The 17308-nt window shown below is 67.1% G+C and carries 17 protein-coding genes and 1 tRNA gene; 12 read left to right on the top strand and 6 right to left on the bottom strand.

Features of this window, described 5'->3' with window-relative positions; all coding sequences use genetic code 11:
* A complete protein-coding gene (locus OXR08_RS05850) occupies window positions 1-1074 on the top strand; it encodes a HAMP domain-containing sensor histidine kinase (protein ID WP_267348529.1) in 1074 nt (357 codons plus the stop codon).
* 124 nt (window positions 1075-1198) lie between these two features.
* Here the strand turns inward: OXR08_RS05850 and OXR08_RS05845 are convergent, their stop codons facing one another.
* Both OXR08_RS05845 and OXR08_RS05840 read right to left on the bottom strand, forming a co-directional pair.
* Window positions 1199-2215: a hypothetical protein gene (locus OXR08_RS05845; RefSeq protein WP_267348527.1), complete on the bottom strand. Its 1017-nt coding sequence runs from the start codon at window positions 2213-2215 to the stop codon at window positions 1199-1201.
* Window positions 2216-2365: 150 nt separating this feature from the next.
* The gene (locus OXR08_RS05840; protein ID WP_112384128.1) at window positions 2366-2986 is read right to left on the bottom strand and encodes a TetR/AcrR family transcriptional regulator; all 621 of its coding nucleotides are present in this window, start codon (window positions 2984-2986) and stop codon (window positions 2366-2368) included.
* Window positions 2987-3071: 85 nt separating this feature from the next.
* Between OXR08_RS05840 and OXR08_RS05835 the strand changes: the two genes are divergently transcribed.
* The 3 genes from OXR08_RS05835 to OXR08_RS05825 are packed head-to-tail and all read left to right on the top strand — an operon-like array spanning window position 3072 to window position 7217.
* Complete coding sequence (locus OXR08_RS05835) at window positions 3072-4508, top strand: efflux transporter outer membrane subunit (protein WP_267348524.1); 1437 nt, start codon at window positions 3072-3074, stop codon at window positions 4506-4508.
* Complete coding sequence (locus OXR08_RS05830) at window positions 4505-5662, top strand: HlyD family efflux transporter periplasmic adaptor subunit (protein ID WP_267348522.1); 1158 nt, start codon at window positions 4505-4507, stop codon at window positions 5660-5662. Before OXR08_RS05835 ends, OXR08_RS05830 begins: the two co-directional genes overlap by 4 nt.
* A gap of 13 nt (window positions 5663-5675) precedes the next feature.
* On the top strand, window positions 5676-7217 hold the full coding sequence (locus OXR08_RS05825) for a DHA2 family efflux MFS transporter permease subunit (protein ID WP_267348520.1): 1542 nt from the start codon (window positions 5676-5678) through the stop codon (window positions 7215-7217).
* A 4-nt stretch (window positions 7218-7221) separates the two neighbouring features.
* On the opposite strand, the gene OXR08_RS05820 is transcribed toward OXR08_RS05825, so the two are convergent.
* Both OXR08_RS05820 and OXR08_RS05815 read right to left on the bottom strand, forming a co-directional pair.
* On the bottom strand, window positions 7222-8307 hold the full coding sequence (locus OXR08_RS05820; RefSeq protein ID WP_267348518.1) for an aldose epimerase family protein: 1086 nt from the start codon (window positions 8305-8307) through the stop codon (window positions 7222-7224).
* Between the two features lie 60 nt (window positions 8308-8367).
* Complete coding sequence (locus tag OXR08_RS05815; protein WP_267348516.1) at window positions 8368-9696, bottom strand: NAD(P)/FAD-dependent oxidoreductase; 1329 nt, start codon at window positions 9694-9696, stop codon at window positions 8368-8370.
* A gap of 114 nt (window positions 9697-9810) precedes the next feature.
* Here OXR08_RS05815 and OXR08_RS05810 point away from each other — a divergent pair, with 114 nt between their 5' ends.
* The 3 genes from OXR08_RS05810 to OXR08_RS05800 are packed head-to-tail and all read left to right on the top strand — an operon-like array spanning window position 9811 to window position 11360.
* Window positions 9811-10116, top strand: coding sequence for a hypothetical protein (locus OXR08_RS05810; protein ID WP_267348514.1), 306 nt, complete (start codon window positions 9811-9813; stop codon window positions 10114-10116).
* A gap of 24 nt (window positions 10117-10140) precedes the next feature.
* Window positions 10141-10854 carry a cytochrome c oxidase assembly protein gene (locus tag OXR08_RS05805; protein ID WP_267348512.1) on the top strand — a complete coding sequence of 238 codons (714 nt, stop codon included), beginning with the start codon at window positions 10141-10143 and terminating at the stop codon, window positions 10852-10854.
* A complete protein-coding gene (locus OXR08_RS05800) occupies window positions 10851-11360 on the top strand; it encodes a CopD family protein (RefSeq protein ID WP_112384122.1) in 510 nt (169 codons plus the stop codon). Before OXR08_RS05805 ends, OXR08_RS05800 begins: the two co-directional genes overlap by 4 nt.
* Here the strand turns inward: OXR08_RS05800 and OXR08_RS05795 are convergent.
* On the bottom strand, window positions 11330-11839 hold the full coding sequence (locus OXR08_RS05795) for a DUF2231 domain-containing protein (protein ID WP_149682864.1): 510 nt from the start codon (window positions 11837-11839) through the stop codon (window positions 11330-11332). The genes OXR08_RS05800 and OXR08_RS05795 overlap by 31 nt on opposite strands.
* A gap of 36 nt (window positions 11840-11875) precedes the next feature.
* Here OXR08_RS05795 and OXR08_RS05790 point away from each other — a divergent pair, with 36 nt between their 5' ends.
* From OXR08_RS05790 to OXR08_RS05770, 5 genes are read left to right on the top strand one after another with little or no spacing between them, the layout of a single operon-like run.
* Complete coding sequence (locus OXR08_RS05790; RefSeq protein ID WP_267348509.1) at window positions 11876-12550, top strand: cytochrome B; 675 nt, start codon at window positions 11876-11878, stop codon at window positions 12548-12550.
* Window positions 12547-14997 (top strand): cytochrome c oxidase subunit I, encoded by a 2451-nt coding sequence (gene ctaD, locus OXR08_RS05785; RefSeq protein ID WP_267348507.1) that lies wholly within the window; start codon window positions 12547-12549, stop codon window positions 14995-14997. Before OXR08_RS05790 ends, ctaD begins: the two co-directional genes overlap by 4 nt.
* Window positions 14994-15305 carry a hypothetical protein gene (locus OXR08_RS05780; RefSeq protein ID WP_267348505.1) on the top strand — a complete coding sequence of 104 codons (312 nt, stop codon included), beginning with the start codon at window positions 14994-14996 and terminating at the stop codon, window positions 15303-15305. Before ctaD ends, OXR08_RS05780 begins: the two co-directional genes overlap by 4 nt.
* A gap of 17 nt (window positions 15306-15322) precedes the next feature.
* The gene (locus OXR08_RS05775; protein WP_267348503.1) at window positions 15323-16057 is read left to right on the top strand and encodes an outer membrane beta-barrel protein; all 735 of its coding nucleotides are present in this window, start codon (window positions 15323-15325) and stop codon (window positions 16055-16057) included.
* 28 nt (window positions 16058-16085) lie between these two features.
* Entirely contained in the window at window positions 16086-17114 is a 1029-nt protein-coding gene (locus OXR08_RS05770) for a patatin-like phospholipase family protein (RefSeq protein ID WP_267348501.1), read from the top strand.
* 32 nt (window positions 17115-17146) lie between these two features.
* On the opposite strand, the gene OXR08_RS05765 is transcribed toward OXR08_RS05770, so the two are convergent.
* Window positions 17147-17223, bottom strand: a tRNA-Pro gene (locus tag OXR08_RS05765).
* Window positions 17224-17308 lie beyond the last annotated feature (85 nt).

Here is a 17308-nt window from a genome sequence, read left to right as displayed (position 1 = left end):
ATGCACTGGCGATCGACGACGATGCGGTTCGCCGCCCTGGTCTTCCTGCTTCAGATCGGCGCGGCAGCGGCGCTGCTGCTGTGTGTCCATGTCATCGTGCGGGGACAGGTTCACGGCGGCACGCCCCCTGCGCGGATGGGCGGCGCCGTGGGGGACGGGGCCGACATGATCCGCCTGCTCGAATTCGCCATGCCGGTCGCCTTTTCGCTGGCGATCGCCTTCGCCGCGCTCGCGGCATGGCTGGCGGCGCGGATGATCGTGATCCGGCTCGACCGGGCGGTGGCGACGCTGGGCGCGGTGCGTGACGGCGACCTGACCCGCCGCACCCCGGTGGAGTATGACGGCGACGCCTTTGCGATGCTGGCGGTGGCGATCAACGGCGCGCTGGACCGCATCCAGCAGCTCGTGGAGGAACTGACGCTGGCCACCGATACGCTGGCGCACGACCTGAAATCACCGCTCACGCGGCTGCGCTCCGCGCTGGAGCGGGCGGCGATGGCGGCGGATACACCGGCAGCGCAGGATGCGGTCGAGCGTGCCCAGGCGGAGGGCGACCGCCTGTTGCAGACCGTGGAAACGGCGCTGCGCATCACCCGCGCGGAGGCAGGGATAGGCCGCGACGCCTTTACTGCGGTCGATCCCGCCGGTGCGCTGGTGGAAATCGCCGAAATCTACGGCCCCTTGATCGAGGATGCAGGTCGGACCATCGGGGTGGCCGCAACCACCGCGCCGGTGCTGTCGCTACACCGCGAGTTGATCGCGCAGGCGTTGGGCAATCTCGTCGACAATGCGCTGAAATATGGCGCGGGCACGATCACCCTGGCCCTGACCGCCGATCCGCGATGGGTGACGATTTCGGTAAGCGACGAGGGGCCGGGTATTCCGCACGCCAGCCGGGCCACGGCGCTGCGGCGGTTCGGCCGGATCGATGAAGCGCGCAGCGGATCGGGGGCCGGGCTGGGCCTTTCGCTGGTCGCCGCGGTTGCGCGATTGCATGGTGGCGAGGTCATGTTGAGCGATGCCGCCGGTGGGGGACTTTGCGTGGCCATCCGCCTGCCGGTCCGTGCGGAATAGGGGTGCCGAAGCGCAGTTCCGGGTGCGTCCCGTCGCGCTGCGGTGAGGCGCAACCGGAACGAGCGGTTCGGACGGGAGCGTGCGGGAGGGATGTCGGCGCGCTTGTCGCCCACGGCAACGCCGTCTAGCGGCGGCACCGGCCCAGATGCCAGGTGAGAAGCCGGATGAACGGTTCCGGATCATCGAGACGGAACGCCACGCGCATGAACGGCCCCCGACCTTTCAGACCCGCGCGCCGATGCAGCGGACGATCCAGTCGAAGCATGATGTTGGGCCAGGCAAGCAGCGCCGCATTGAAGGTGGCGGGGTCGCGTACCTCTTCGCCGGTCACTTCACTTTCGACGGCGACGATCGCATCGAGCGGGATGTATTGATCGATCAGGAAGCCCGCTCTGACGCGCACGCCGTCCGGCGTCAGCAACACGGGCCTGAACCGGAACGATTTGATGAGGCCGACAAGGTAGACGAACCCCAGATCGCTCAAGATGAACAAGACGATCGTCGCGGTGCGGCTCCAATGCCCGATCAGCAGATGATAGACCGCGATCTCGATCGAAGACAGGATCAGCAGCGTCGCACAGATCGGCGTCAGGTGTTTGTGATAGCTGAAGGGGCGGGCGTTCCCGACCAGATCCGGCGGCCCGCCCCAGCGGAAGATCGCCATGTGGATCACGGTTATCTCCACGACGGCCAGCCGCACCAATGCCGGCGGAAGGATTTCCGACGCGGCCGATACCCACCGCTCCTTGCGCGCGGTGCCCTGCCGGTTCACCATTTTGCCCGCCCGGACCGTCGCCCAGGACAGGTGGCCCAGAACGACACTTGCCATCGCCACCGCCAGTATCGGCGTTTCCATCAGCACATCACGCATCAGGGGCGGCAGACTCAGCCAGACCGTGACCGCGGCGCCTGCCAGTACGCCCAGAACCGCGCTCCACTTCGGCCTGTCCGTCGTCCGGGCGATCATGGACAGCATCAGCGTGTCCGCGACGATCCAGAGGAACAGGAGCAGTGAAGCGAGCGGGTAGGCGGCCGCCAGCGGCGTGTGCACTGCCATTCCGGCCAGGGCGATAACGATAAAGGGCGCGATGTTCGCAGCAAGCCGCCGATGGTCGACACGCTTGTCGGCTTGGTCTGTCAAAGCCCCCCCTTTCGTCTGCACGAACGACCGGGCGCCGGTCTTGCGCAGCGTCAGCCCTGTTTATACGCCGACAAGACGGAAAGTCTCTCCTGCAAAACGACCACGCATCCGGTCCCACCGAACATACGCCGCAGAGCCCGGCGGCACCGGTTACGCCGCATAAGCGCGCATGAACACGCCTACGGCGTCGGCGGCATGGGCTTGCAGCATCTCGGGGGTCGGCGTGTCCATCACGCCCCACAGACGCAGGCTCTGAGCGACCTGGGTCAACTGGATCAGGTTGCGCGCAGCGTGTTGCGGATCGTCCGCGCGAAGGTCGCCCGCTTCCATCCGTTCGCGAAGGTAGTTGGACAGCCGTTCGACCACCTGCTTCGGGCCGCGTTCGTAGAAGATGCGGCCGATTTCGGGGAAACGCCCGCCTTCACCGACGATCAGCCGGTGCATGCCCAGAATATGGGGATCGACAATCTTGTGGAGGAAGCGCTCCGCAAAGTCGGACAAGGTGGTCCGGCAGTCGCGACCGGGGCGCAACGCATCCTCCAGATTGTCCCGGAAGTTGACGGTAAGGTCGTCAAGCACCGCGGCGAACAGATCCTCCTTCGAGGGGAAATACGCCCAGAGCGTCCCTTTCGAGCCGCCCAATCTGCCGGCGATGGTCGACATCGACGTTGCGGCATAGCCCTGTTGGAGAAACGCATCGCGCGCGAGCCGGACAATCGTTGCACGACGCGCTTCGCGGTTTTCCTCTCGTCTGCCCTTCTGTCGTGTCATTGCCGTACTATACGGTACGAAATTGCGTTGACAAGGTTATGGGGCAGGACCATCAGCGCGCCGTACCGAGGAGTACGGTAACCCAATGCAACTGATTCGACTCTCCTGCGGCCTGGCTATCGTCGCAGGGCTGGCGGGATGCGCGGTGCCCGATCTGGGCGACAGGCCGACGCTGGCGAAACCGGCCGATTATGCCTCCGCTGCCAGCCTGACGTCCTTTGGTGGGACGGCATGGCCGACGGCGCAGTGGTGGCACGGCTATGGCGATCCGCAACTCGACCGGCTGATCGGCGAAGCGCTGGCCGGATCGCCCGACATCGCGATCGCCGCTGCGCGCGTGCGCGTCGCGCAAGGCGCGGTGCAGCAGGCAGGCGCGGCAAACCTGCCGGTGCTGGACGCCGAAGGTGCCGCGGGTCTTACCAAGCAGAGCTACAACAACGGCATTCCCGCACAGTTCGTGCCCAAAGGGTGGAACGACACCGGGCGTGTCGCGCTGAACGCAGGGCTGGACCTGGATCTTTTCGGGCGCAACCGGGCGAGCCTTGCCGCGGCGACATCCGAGGCAGAGGCGGCGCGGCTGGACGGCGAGCAGGCGCGGCTGGTGCTGGCGACCGGTATCGCGGCCAGCTACGCCGATCTGGCGCGGCTCTATGCCGAGCAGGACGTGCTGCAGCGGGCGTCCGAGGTGCGGGCCGCGACCGAGCGGCTGGTGGCCGACCGGGTCGCCATCGGGCTGGATACGCAGGCCGAGTTGAAGCAGGCGCGCTCCGCCGTGCCCGCGTCGCGCGTCGATCTGGCGGCCAATGCCGAACAGATCCAGTTGACCAAGAATGCGATCGCCGCGCTGGTCGGGGCGGGGCCGGATCGGGCGTTGTCGATCGCGCGGCCGGCGGTGCCGGTGCTGGCGGTGGACCTGCCGGCGGATGCGGGGATCGCGCTGGTCGGACGGCGTCCGGACATCGCGGCGGCAAGGGCGCGGGCCGAAGCGGCGGGCAGCCGGATCAAGGTGGCGCGCGCCGATTTTTATCCGAACATCAATCTGGCCGGGCTGATCGGGCTGCAATCGCTGGGGCTGGACAATCTGTTTCGGGGCACGTCGAGCATCGGCAATGTCGGTCCGGCGATCAGCCTGCCGATCTTCGACGGAGGCGCTCGCGCCGGTCAGTATCGCCGGGCGCGGGGTGGTTACGACGAGGCGGTGGCGACGTATAACCGGACGCTGATCGGGGCGCTGCGCGAAGTGGCGGATGCGGTGACGAGCCGCCGTCAGGTCGCGGTACAGATCGCGGATGCGCGGGCGTCGCTGACCGATGCGGAGGGCGCGTATCAGGTCGCGCAGCTTCGCTACAAGGGCGGGCTGTCGACGTTCCTGAACGTGCTGAGCGCCGAACAGACGGTGCTGACCGCGCGGCGGTCGCTGGCCGCCATCGAGGCGCGGCGGTTTGCGCTGGACGTGCAACTGGTCCGGGCGCTGGGCGGCGGCTTCGGACCCCATGATCTTCAGACGAGCGAGACACGATGATGGATACGCCATCCAACGACGGCGAGCAGGCCTCCGACGCCAAGGCCGCATCCCATGCCAATCCGGCAAAGCGCAAGCGCCTGCTGTTGATCTTTGCGGGGGTCCTGATCGTGCTGGCGATCGGTTATTTCCTGTATGACACGCTGATCGCGTCGAAGCGGGTGACGACGGACAATGCGTATGTCGCCGCGGAGGTGGCGCAGGTGACGCCGCTGGTGAGCGGGCAGGTGACCGACGTGGCGGTCAGCAACACGCAAGGCGTGAAGCGCGGGCAGGTGCTGATGCGGCTGGACGATGCCGATGCGGCGATCGCGGTGGCGCAGGCGGAGGCCGAGCTGGCGACGGCGGAGCGCCGGTACGGGCAGACCGCGGCGACCGGCGATGCGCTGGAAGCGCAGGCCAATGCGCGGACTGCCGATATCGGCGCGGCGCGCGCGCAACTGGCGCTGGCCGAGGGCAATCTGGAACGCGCACAGATCGATTTCCAGCGGCGTCAGGCGCTGATCGCGGCAGGGGCGGTATCGGGTGAGGAAGTGACCGCGGCGACCAACGCGCTGCGCACCGCACGCGCCAATGTCGCGGTCGCGCGCGCCGGCATCGCGCAGGCCGCCGCGACGCGTGCATCGGCCCTGCAGGACCGTGCCGCCAACACCGCGCTGACCCGTGGCACGACGCAGGCGACGGCCCCCGAAGTGCTCGCCGCCCGCGCCCGGCTGCGTCAGGCGCGGTTGAACCTGGCGCGTACCGTGATCCGCGCACCGATCGATGGCGTCGTGGCGCAGCGGACCGTGCAGGTCGGCCAGCGACTGGCGCCCGGTGCCGTTGCGATGACGATCGTGCCGGTCGACAGGCTGTATGTCGATGCGAACTACAAGGAAGGGCAGTTGAGCCGTGTCCGCATCGGGCAACGCGCCACGCTGACCTCCGACCTGTATGGCGGCGATGTCGAATATCACGGCAGGGTCGTGGGGCTTGCCGGCGGCACCGGATCGGCCTTTGCGCTGATCCCCGCGCAGAATGCGACGGGCAACTGGATCAAGGTCGTCCAGCGCCTGCCGGTGCGCATCGCGCTGGACAAGGCGGAGCTTCGTGCGCACCCGTTGCGCGTCGGCCTGTCCATGGATGCCGAGATCGATATCTCGGGCGATCGCTGAGGTCGCGGAAACGATGGCCTCCGCCGCTGCCGCAGTGCAGGAAGACAAGCCGCTGACCGGTGGCCGGCTGTTGCTGGCCGGGTTTGTCCTGGCGCTCACCAACTTCATGGTGGTGCTGGACACGACCATCGCCAACGTTTCGGTCCCGCACATATCGGGCGGGCTGGGCGTGTCGGCGACACAAGGGACGTGGGTCGTCACCTCCTATTCGGTGGCGGAGGCGATCTGCGTGCCGCTGACCGGCTGGCTGGTTCGCCGGTTCGGCACGGTGCGGGTATTCATGGCCGCGATGATCGGCTTTGCGGCTTTCTCCGCGCTGTGCGGGCTGGCGCCGACGCTCGGGCTGATGGTGGCGTTTCGCATCGGGCAGGGGTTTTGCGGCGGGCCGCTGATGCCACTGACCCAGACGCTGTTGCTGCGGATCTTTCCGCCGGAGCGGCGGGCCGCGGCGATGGGTGCGTGGGCGATGACCACGGTGACCGCGCCGATCCTGGGGCCGATCCTGGGCGGGACGATCAGCGACAACTGGTCATGGCCGTGGATCTTCTACATCAACCTGCCCATCGCGGTCTTCTGCATCGTCGGCGTCTTCACGCTGCTGCGCTCCAAGGAGACCGAGACGATGGTGGTGCCGATCGACCGGGTCGGCCTGATCCTGATGGTGATCTGGATCGCGGCGTTGCAGGTGATGCTGGACCTGGGGCGCGAGCATGACTGGTTCGGATCGAGCTTCATCGTCGGCTGCGCGGTGGTGGCCGCCATCGGCTTTGTGACGTTCATCATCTGGGAGATGACGGAGGGCAATCCGATCGTCGACCTGCGCGTGTTCCGGCACCGGGGGTTCACCGTGTCGGTGGCGGCGCTGTCGTTCAGTTTCGGCACCTTCTTCGCCTCGGTCGTGATCATTCCGCAATGGCTGCAAACGTCGCTGGGCTATACCGCGACCGATGCCGGATATGTCACCGCGTTCAACGGCGTGCTGGCGGTGATCTTCTCGCCGATCGTGGCGAAGCTGACCAACAAGTACGACCCCCGTGCGCTGGTGTGCTTCGGCATCTTCTGGCTGGGGGTGACATCGACCCTGCGCACCTTCTGGTTCAGCGGGGCGGATTTCTGGATCCTCGCGGCGCCGCAGTTCGTGCAAGGGCTGGGCATGCCGTTCTTCTTCGTGCCGCTGACGATCATCGCGCTGGGCGCGGTCGATCCGGAGGAGACCGCATCGGCGGCAGGGCTGATGAGCTTCCTGCGCACGCTGGCCGCCGCGATCGGCACATCGATCGGTGCGACGTTGTGGCAGAACGACGCGCAGGCCAGCCGGGCGGAACTGGCCGGCATATTGAACGGACCCGATCAGGTGATCGCCAGGGCGGCGCAGTCGGGTCTTTCCGCCGAGCAGGGGCGCGGGATGATCGAGCGGCTGGTGGATCAGGAGAGCTTTGCGCTCGCCACCAACCACCTGTTCGCGGTGGCGGCGGTGATCTTCTTCCTGTCGGCGACGATCATCTGGCTGGCGCCGCGGCCGCCCAAGGCAGTGGACACGTCCGCGGCGCATTGAGCCCTCATTTGCAGGCGTCGTCCTTCCCATCGGTCACGCCGAAGTGGAGGGTCGTCGTCTGCCGATAGGGGCGGGCGGGGGTGAGCAGGGTGGACGGAAAGGCCGGATGGTTCGGCGAGTCCGAGATATGCTGCATCTCCAGCGCGATGCCGTCGCCGGGTTGATAGACGTGACCGCTGGGGCCGGCGTCCTGCCCGTCGATATAGCCGCCGGTATAGGCCTGCACCGAGGGCTCGGTGGTAGCGACCGTCATCGTCCGGCCGGAGACGGGATCGGAAAGGCGGGCGACAGGCGCGAGCTTGCCCGCCGGCTTGTCGAACAGCCAGGCATGATTGTAGCCGCGACCGTTCATCGGCGGGGTCGTGCTGTCCAGATCGTCGCCGATGGCGCGGGCGCAGCGGAAATCCAGCGGAGTACCCGCCACGGGCGGCAGCGCGCCGGTCGGGATGCCGGCCGCGTCCGCCGCGACATAGCGCGTGGCGTTCAGGCGTAGCCGCTGGCCGCGCACCGATCCGCTACCTTCACCGGCCAGATTGTAATAGCTGTGGTTGGTAAGGTTGATGACCGTGGGCCTGGTGGTGCGCGCGGTATAATCCATGCGCAGCGTGTTATCCGCCAGGACGTGATAGGTGAGGGTGACCGTGACCTGCCCCGGAAACCCCTGAAAGCCATCGGGGCTGACCAGCGTGAAGGTGGCGCGGTCCTGTTTGCCGGCCGCGCGCGTCACCGTCCAGTCAACGGTATCGAAGCCCTGGTCGCCGCCGCCGTGGAGGGCGTTCACGCCGTCGTTCGCCGTCAGCTGTATCGTGCGGCCATCCAGCGGAAAGCGTGCGTTGGCGATGCGCCCGGCATAGCGGCCGATGGTCGCGCCGAAGCCGTTCTTGCGCACCTTGGTCCGATAGTCGGCCGGGGTCGGATAGCCGAGCACGACGTTTGCCATGCGACCGTTGCGGTCGGGTACCTCGATCGCGGTGATGATCGCACCTTGCGGGATCACGCGGACGACCATGCCGCGCGCGTTGCGCAGCGTGACGGTGGGATCGGCGGCGGACGTTTGCGCGGCGGCGGCAAGCAGGATGGCAATGGTCATGACCGCGAGCGTATCGCGGGGTGCGCCGGCCGGCGAGGTGTTTTTCCGGCGCCGGGCGGGTCATTCCAGCTTTTCGATCGGGCGCGTCCGTGCGGTGACGACATCCGACAACCACAGTCCGGCCGCACGCGGCGCACCATGGAGGCGCGCCTGATGGCGGCGATAGAGCAGCGCGTGACCGGCCTGGGCGAGGCGACCGCGGAAGAAGCCGTTCTTGATACCGCCCTTGAAGAAGCCGAAATCGCCGAGCGCGCCGTAAGCGTCATAGTCGGCCAGCGACACCAGTGCACCGGCATCGCGGTAGCGGAAGTCGGGAACGGAGCGGCCGGCGATCATCGCGGGCAGATGCCGGCCGAGATAGACCGCCTGACGAAAGGCGACCTGTGCGGTTGGCGGCAGCGGCGTGTCGGCCTCGTCTGGGGTGAGTGCGGCGCAGTCGCCCAGCGCGAATATTTCCGGTCGGCTGGTGCGGCAGTGGGCGTCGATGACGATGCGGCTGGCGGGGCCGCGCTCCAATCCGTCGAGCGACGCGGCGAGCGGCGAGGCGCGGACGCCGGCCGCCCACACGATGAAGTCGGCCGCGATCGCCTCGCCATTTTTCAGGATCAGCGCATCTGCCTCCGCACGGGCGACATCGACATTCAGGCGAACGGTGACGCCGAGTTGTTCCAGACGTTCGCGCGCCGCGGCGGAAACGGGGGGCGGGAAGGCGGCCAGCAACCTGTCTCCCTTGTCCAGCAAGGTCACCTGCATGGCGGCGCGGGCACCGTCGATGCCGAAATCATCCACCGTGTCCGCGATCTGGAGCAGTTCGGCGGCAAACTGAACACCCGTCGCGCCGCCGCCCACGATCGCGACACGATGCGGTCGGCCTGCCTGCGCCGCTTGCACCAGCCGGGGGGCCGTGGCGTCGCGATAGGCCACCGCTTCGTGCAGCGTATCGATGTGGCGGGCATGATCGGCGACCCCGGGAACACCGAAGTCGTTCGCCTCGCTGCCGACCGCCAGCACCAGCGTGTCATAGGGAAGATGACGCTCGGGCAACAGGGTAAGGCCGTCGCGGTCGAAGGCGTCGACGGTGACGCAGCGCGCATCCAGATCGACCGCGGTGGCGCGGCCGGGATGATAAAGGAAGCCGTGCTGGCGCGCCTGCGCCAGATAGGGCACGCCGACACGGGCGACGTCATGCGTGCCGGCCGCGACGCTGTGCAGCATCGGTTTCCAGACATGGGCCGTGGCGAGGTCGATCAGCGCGACGTCCAGTTCCTTGTGCCCGGCCAGCGTGCCGGCGAGGTCCAATCCGGCGACGCCACCGCCTACGATCAGGACGCGGTGTGCGTCGCCCTGCCCGGAAGGGCCAAGACCGGCCTTGGCGTTCGTGTCGTTCATCGTCCTGGACCTCCAACATTTTTGTCGATGCCCGGTGCGTCACGCACCCTGGTCCGGTATCGGCGGCGCGGAATATCCGGGCATCGTTTCCGTGCAAACGGTGACCGGGTAGCGATGGGTTCCCGTCTTGGCGACGGTACGCCAGTATTTCATCGATCAAATTGCCGAATTGTTGTTGTTTGTCAGCTTTGTAGCAGCTTGATTCAACAGATTTGGTGGAAGATGACGGGCACGACGATCATTGCCGTTTCATTGCCTGCATGTTTCCCGACCGTTTCCGGTCCACGACATCATCAGAACGTAGATCATCGTGAAAGATCCTGCACCGCCGGCTTCAGCCATCCATTTGAAAACAGGGTGGAACGGGATGCGTCGTTTATCGCCATCACGGCACGCAACCAAAACGACTTTCGTGCGTAGCCAAGGGAACGAACAGGGGGCGTCGTGCTGAATGGAAGCTATTGCGGGCCGTCACCCTTGCCCGGGACGTTGCTGGCGCATTGGAATTTTGATCCTGTTCTGATCGCGGGGCTGATCGGGTTGATGCTGCTCGGTCGCAACATGCCGCTGGTGGAGCGACGTTATTTGCTGGGCGCCGTGGCGGCACTGGTCGTTGCGTTCGTTTCGCCCTTATGCGCCCTGTCGGTGGCGTTGTTCTCGGCGAGAGCCGTGCATCACCTCCTGCTGGTCGGTGTGGCGGCGCCGCTGCTGGCGGCAGCGGCCGGACGGCGCGTGCGTGTCGGCATGGCGACCGGGCTGGCGGCGGGAACGGCGTCGCTTTGGTTGTGGCACGTACCTGCGCTGTATGATGCGGCGTTGGCCGACAAGGCCCTATACTGGGCGATGCAGGTGACCTTGCTGGCCGGGGCTTGGGCGTTCTGGTGCGCGCTTTTCGTCGCCGCCCCTGCCGTCGCGGCGGCCGGTATCGCAGGCGGCGCGGCGCAGATGGGCATGCTGGGCGCGATCCTGAGTTTCGCGCCGAGGCCGCTTTACGCGAGCCACCTGGCCACGACCGTGCCCTATGGCATGGGGCCACTGGGCGACCAGCAACTGGCCGGGCTGTTGATGTGGGTGGTCGGGCTGCTGCCCTATGCGGTCGCAGCCGGCTGGCTGGGGCGGCGTGGCTGGCGGCGGCTTTCGCCGGGGCTGCCGGCGTGACGGGGTTCGCCGGCCTGGCGGTCAGCTTCGTCAAGTTCGTGCATATCGCGGCGCTGGTGATCTGGTGCGCCGGCCTGTTCGCGCTGCCGCTGATGCTGGGCAAGCATGAGGCGGGGGAGGCGCAGTCCGATTATGCACGGCTGCGCCTGCTGACGCATGACAGCTATGCCTTTATCGTGACGCCCGCGGCGGTGATCGCAATCGCGGCGGGAACGGCGCTGATCTATCTGCGCGGCGTGTTCGTGCCGTGGATGTTCGCCAAGCTGGTCGCGGTCGGCCTGCTCGTCGCCCTGCACTGCTGGACCGGGCATGTCGTGATGCTGATGAGCGAGCGGCGGGGCAGCTATACGCCGCCATCGCCGGTGCCGCTGCTCGCCGGCAGCTTTGCCACGATGATCGCCGTGCTGCTCCTGGTGCTTGGCAAGCCCGTCGTGCCGGATCTCGTGCCCGACTGGCTGACCAAGCCGCAAAACCGTCAACTTCCGGTCGACGAGACACCGATTTGATATTCGAACACCAGCTTGCCACCGTGCCATCCGGTGAAGCCCGTAAAGCCGACCGCGAACAGCGAAAGGAGCAGGCCATAGGGCAGCACGGCCTGTTCATAGCCGGTCAGGCGATAGCCCCAGTTGGCGCCGATGATCGACAGCAGCATGACCGCGATCACGAAATGCGTCCAACTGGCCGAACGACTGCGGATGCCGCGGACGAGGAGCAGCTCGGCGGTGCCCGAAAGGCCGGCGAGCAGGCCGAACAGGAAGCCGGCGCCCGCCGCCCACAATCCCGCACGCGCCCAGAACGCATCGCCCGTCCACCAATAAAGGACGTCGGCACCCAGCGTGCAGCTCGTCAACGCGATCGGAAAGGCGACCAGCATCGCATGGATGGGATGTCCGGCGACCGCGATCTTGGAATCCGTGCGGTTGAAATGCGGCTTCTCGGTAATCGGGTCGACCAAGCCCCCGTGCAGCGTGTCATCGTTCATGCCGTGTCCCAAAAGCGCCGCGGCGAAATCACGGCCATGGCCGTGACAACGCCGTTGATGCTGATGGGTTGCACGGTGGCGCCGCTGTCGACGCTGGACTCGGCGGGGCCGCATGCCGGCAGCATCGCGCGGCTATGGTGGGTGATGCTGGCGGGGGCGGGCATTCTTTCCGCGCTGGTCTTCGTGTTGCTGGCGCTGTCCTTCCGGCGGCGGGCGACGCCCGGCAGAGCGAAAGAGGGCGTGTGGATCGGCGCACTGGGGCTGGCGATGCCGGTGGCCGTGTTGGGCGCGCTGCTGGTCTACGCCCTGTTGGCGGGGGTGGCGACGTTGCCGACCCCGGCTGCCGATACGGTGCGGATCGCCGCGGAGTCCCGCCGCTATAGTTGGCGCTTCACGACCACTTCCGGACGCGCGAGCGAAGGGGTGTTGCATATGCCTGCCGGACGACCGGTCGATCTGGCGATCACCTCCGTCGACGTTATCCACAGCCTGTGGATACCGCGTCTGGCAGGCAAGATGGATGCGATACCGGGGCACACCAACGTGTTGCGGGTGCGCGCCGACCGGCCCGGCACCTATCGGGGCGAATGTGCCGAATATTGCGGGATCGGGCACAAGGATCACGGCTTCACCGTCATCGCCCATGATGCGGCCGGCTGGGCGGCGTGGGTCGGCGGCGGCACGGCGGGGAACATGGGAGGCGAACGGTGAGGGCGCTGCGGCTGCACAGGACGCTTGACGCCATCTGGCGGACCGAGCCGGGGTGGCGGGGCTGGCTGCGTTCGGTGAACCATTCCGATATCGGCAAGCGTTTCATCATCGCCGCCTTCACCTTCTTCGCGATCGGCGGCGTTCTGGCGATGCTGATCCGCGCGCAACTGGCGACGCCGAACAGCGCGTTCGTGGGGCCGGCCGTCTACAATCAGATCTTCACGATGCACGGCAGCATCATGATGTTCCTGTTCGCCATCCCGATGTTCGAGGGGCTGGCGATGTACATCCTGCCCAAGATGCTCGGCGCGCGCGATCTGGCGTTCCCTCGTCTGTCGTCGCTGGGCTGGTGGTGCTATCTGTTCGGCGGCACCATCATCGTCGGATCGATGCTGGCGGGTGTGGCGCCCGATGCGGGCTGGTTCCTGTACCCGCCCTTGTCGGGCAAGCAGTGGACACCGGGGATCAATTCCGACGTCTGGTTGCTCGGCATCACCTTTGTCGAGGTGTCGGCGATGTGCGCGGCCATCGAGATCGCGGTGTCGATCCTGAAGCTTCGCGCCGGCGACATGCGGCTGGACCGGATGCCGATCCTTGCCTGGTATCTGCTGGCGACGGCGGGGATGATGATCTTCGGCTTTCCGCCGCTGATCCTGGGATCGATCCTGCTGGAGGTGGAGCGTGCGTTCGGCTGGCCCTTCTACACCGCTGCGCTGGGCGGCGATCCGCTGTTGTGGCAGCACCTGTTCTGGCTGTTCGGCCATCCGGAAGTCTATATCATCTTCCTGCCGGCGGCGGGTGCGGTGTCGACGATATTGCCGGTGATGGCGCGGACCCGGCTGCTCGGATACGGGGCGATCGTCGCTGCGGTACTGGCGCTGGCCTTTCTCAGCTTCGGACTGTGGGTGCACCACATGTTCACCACCGGCATCCCGCACATGGCGCTGGGCTTCTTTTCGGCCGCCTCGACGCTGGTCGCGATCCCGACGGCGGTTCAGATCTTTGCGTGGCTCGGCACGTTGTGGAACGGGCGGCCCGAGATGAAGCTGCCGATGCTGTACCTGATCGGCTTCTTCATCGTCTTCGTGCTGGGCGGCCTCACCGGCGTGATGCTGGCGGTGGTGCCGTTCGATACACAGGCCCATGATACCGCCTTCGTCACCGCGCATCTGCATTATGTGCTGGTCGGCGGGTTCGTGTTTCCGATGCTGGCGGCAGCCTATTACTGGCTGCCGCACTTTACCGGACGAGGCCGCGTGATGCGGATTGGCGAGGCGGCGTTCTGGCTGATCTTCGTCGGGTTCAACCTGACCTTTTTCGGAATGCACTTGACCGGGTTGCTGGGCATGCCGCGGCGGATCGACACCTATTCGGAAGAGATGGGCTGGACGGCGCTCAACCTGATCTCCTCGGTCGGCGGTTTCGTGCAGGCGTTCGGCTTCGCGCTGTTCCTGATCGATGTCGTGCTGAAAACACGGCTGGGGCAGCGCGTCCGGCGGGATCCGTGGAATGCGGACACGCTGGAATGGGCGATGCCGATCCCGGCGCCTTCCTACAACTTTGCCAGTCTGGCGCGGGTCTCAAGCCGCGAGCCGCTCGACGACGTGCCCGACCTAGCGGTACGGCTGGCGCGCGGCGACGGGCTGCTGGCAAGCGCCGAGAGCGGCCGGCGCGAGACGCTGGCGGTGGACATGACGACGGGCGCCCCGGAGCATGTCGTGATCCTGCCGGGCAACAGCTGGCTGCCGATTGCGACGGCGGCGACGCTGGGCGGGTTTTTCCTGCTGATGCTCGCGGGATTATATCCGTTCGCCCCGCTCTTCCTGATCGGGACGGCATGGCTGGTCTGGCGCTGGGCATGGAGCAATGGCTCGCGCGCGGACATCGGGGCGATCGATGCGGGTGACGGCCTGCGCCTGCCGACCAGTTTCGAAGCACCGGGCACGACGGGGTGGTGGGGCAGCATCTTTGCGCTGTCGGCCAGTGCGACGCTCTTCGCCTCGTTGCTGTTCGGCTACGCGTTTCTATGGACGGTCGCGCCCAACTGGCCGCCGCCGCAATTGACCCAGGCGGCGGTGATCGAACCCGTTATGGCGATATTGGGTGCAGCTCTGGCGACCTGGGCGGTGCGCGTGCGGCGGGCAACGCTGGCCGCAGCGGGGCAGGGGGCGATCCTGCTTGCCTTGGCGGCCCTGATCGCGCTGCGCATGCCGTCGCCGGCGTCGCATGCCTATGCCGCGACGAGCACTGCGGTGGCGGCATACGGGATCTTCCACGCCGGCGTCGCCATGCTGATGTGGCTGTTCATCCGGGCCAGGAGCCGGGCAGGCTTCCACTCGCCGGCGCGCGATGCCGAGCCTAAAATCGCGATGCTGTGGAGCGACCATGCCGCCGGCGCGGGTGCGTTTGCCGCCGTGTTGCTGGTGATCCCGGGATGGCTGGCATGATCGCGCTGCTGCGCATGAGTGCGGGGTTGATCGGATGGGCGATCGCGTTCTGCCTGTTGTATGCGCTGCACGGCATCGGCTGTGCGTCAGGCTGGGCGAGCATGCCGGTGATGGGCGCCAGCCTGCACCGCGTGGTTCTGCTGGCGGCGTGGATCGGCAGCGTGGCGGCGACGCTGGCATTGGCGCTTCGGTGGCGCGAACCCGGCCCGGCGCTGACCGACCGGGCGGCGGCGGTGCTGGCGTGGGTGGGATGCGCCGCGACGGTGGTCGGGGGCCTGCCGATCCTGCTGGTACCCGATTGTTTGTGATGAGGACGAGACCCCATATGATGCATCGCATTGCCCTGGGTGCCGCGGCGCTGCTGTTTACGGCACCGGCAGAGGCACAGATGTTCGTCGATCTGTTCGCCGGGCGGTCCCTGCCCGATGCGCAGCCGGCGACGATCACCGCGAACGAGGCGCGGGTGAACGACACCGTCGTGCCGGCGCAGTTGCGGGTCGACGTACGACGCCTGAACCCCAGCAACTCCACGATCTTCGGTGCGCGCGTCGGCTTCTGGTCCGGCGCGGTCGGGGTGGCGGTGGATGCCTCCACGCTCGACCCCGACATCCGGCGGCAGACGGTGCGCGCGACGGCCAATCTACGCTTTGACGAGACGGTGTTTGGCGAACGGGTGGTGATCGACCCCGGTCGCGATGTCACGGTGGACGTGCCGCATCTCGGGGTGCCGACGACGGCAACCTTTGCGCTGCTTGCCATGGCGCGCCTGCCGCGGGACAGAGGGGTGCAGCCCTATGCGTTTGCCGGGCCCTCCTATCTGATCACCGACAGCGACCTTTCCGGCGATTGGGGGCTGCGGGCCGGTGGCGGTCTGCGGTTACCTCTGTCGGGTCGTTTCTCGCTGTTCGGCGAGTATCGCTATACGCAGGTCGATGCGTCTGCGGTGGCGGGTCGGATCAGCGGCAGCGTGCAGGGCGTGACCGCCGACAGCGGCGCCATCACCGTATCCACCCGGTTGCGCAACCATGCCGGCGTCGGCGGGCTGAGCATCCGGTTGTGACCCAATTTCGTTTCCAGGAAGCCGCAGCATGACCGACAAGGCCGCTTCGAAACCGCGCGTCGCCCTCGCTTTGCAGGGTGGCGGCGCACACGGTGCCTATACCCGTGGCGTGATCGAGCGGCTGCTGGAAGCCGATATCGAGATTGTTTCGGTCAGCGGTGCCAGCGCCGGTGCGCTGAACGGGGCGGCCTTGGTCGCTGGCCTTGCGGAGGGTGGTCCGGCCGGCGCCAGGGCAGCGCTGGAGCGCTTATGGCATCAGGTCAGCCGTGAGTCGCCGCTGCGCGTGTTCGACATGGCGTCTTTCCTGCTGCCCTTTGCCGAGCCGTGGCTGACACGTGGGCTGGAGTGGAGCAAGCTGACCAGCCGCTACATGGCGCCGTTCGTGCCGGGATTGCGCGACATGTCCGCGCTACGCCGGGTGGTGGGGGCAAGTATCGACCTGACGCAGTTAACCCGTCCCGGTGCGATCCCGCTGCACGTATCGGCAACGCGGGTGAGCGATGGGCAGGCACGGCTGTTCGCGGGCGCGGAGGTCACGCTCGATGCGCTGATGGCATCGGCCTGCCTGCCCGATCTGTTTGCGGCGGTTCGCATCGACGGGAACGAGTATTGGGATGGCGGATTTTCCGCCAATCCGGCGCTGGAGCCGCTGATCTTTGCCGATGACGGTGCGACCGACCTGCTGGTCGTGCAGGTGACGCCCTTTGCCGTGGAGGATGCGGGCGACACGCTGCCCGCCACGATCCGGCGGGTCAGCGACATCAGCTTCAATGCCTGCCTGATGCGCGACCTGAAGGCACTGGTGCAGGTGCAGCAACTGGCGCGCGCACACGACCTGACGGACGGCAAGGTCGGGCAATTGGCGGCCATGCACCTGCACCTGATGACGCCGGCGCCCGGCCTCGCCACACGCGGCGCGGCGAGCAAGCTCGATACACGCGCCTCTGCCCTTCAGGAATTGCGCGTCATGGGCCATGCGCAAGCCGATGCGTGGCTAGAAGGGACAGGCTTCGGCCCGGACGAAGCGCTGCGCCATGTGACGGAGGTGGTGGCTTGATGGCGCGCGTCGATCTTTGGGCGCAGGATGGATGGTCGGGGAGACAGGATTCGAACCTGCGACATCCTGCTCCCAAAGCAGGCGCGCTACCAGACTGCGCCACTCCCCGACGCGGTGGACAGGCGCCTAGGACGGCCGGGCGTTCAGCGCAAGCCTTATGAACCCGGAAGCACACCGGACACGTTAAATCGCTC

This window comes from Sphingomonas sp. GM_Shp_2 (genome assembly GCF_026540875.1).
Classification (GTDB): Bacteria; Pseudomonadota; Alphaproteobacteria; order Sphingomonadales; family Sphingomonadaceae; genus Sphingomonas; species Sphingomonas carotinifaciens.
This window is presented reverse-complemented; position numbering and strand designations above follow the sequence as displayed.